The sequence below is a fragment of the Vibrio sp. 1641 genome (assembly GCF_033339995.1).
GTDB classification, from domain to species: Bacteria; Pseudomonadota; Gammaproteobacteria; order Enterobacterales; family Vibrionaceae; genus Vibrio; species Vibrio alginolyticus.
This window is the reverse complement of record NZ_JAWOVP010000534.1, coordinates 1-509: the sequence shown is the minus strand read 5'-3', so window position 1 is coordinate 509 and position 509 is coordinate 1. Positions and strand designations below refer to the sequence as shown.

1 protein-coding gene is annotated in these 509 nt (G+C 42.2%); it reads right to left on the bottom strand.

Going from position 1 to position 509, the window contains the following annotated elements:
- Positions 1–113 precede the first annotated feature (113 nt).
- Positions 114–509 (bottom strand): DUF2802 domain-containing protein (locus R7Z47_RS26975; RefSeq protein ID WP_318131044.1); only part of this gene is annotated, 396 nt, incomplete at its 5' end.

Genomic DNA, 509 nt, shown 5'->3' with positions numbered 1-509 from the left:
AGTTCATGTATTTTTGTTAACCTACTGTCACACTTTGATAAAATTAACCATAAGTGGCTATAAGTTTTTATTTTAGATATAAAAAAAGAAGCCGAAGCTTCTTTTTATTCTCTTTATCGTCGACGCCCACGTGGTGGGTAATTCGAATCATCGGAAGGTTGACTGCTTAATGGCGGGATCTTCTCTTTTCCAGCCAGTTTTTTCTGCAAAGAGAGCATCAACTCTGCTTCTGCTTTTGGCAGTTCACACTCTTCGATTAGCTCGTTGATATCAGCCCCTAACTGCACCATTTTGGTTGCTCTACTGTATAAGCGACCATCAGTATCAGCGTGTTCTAGTTCGCGAATTCGCTCATTAAGATGTTGGATGATATCTTGCTGCTCAGTTACTTTTTGGCCAAGGCCAACTACAACCGAACGTACCTCTAGTAGCTGTTTGTTCAGCTTCTGCACTTCTTTATCCGCGTGTCGTGCCTGCGCTCGCTGTTGGTCCATTTGCTTTTGCAAACT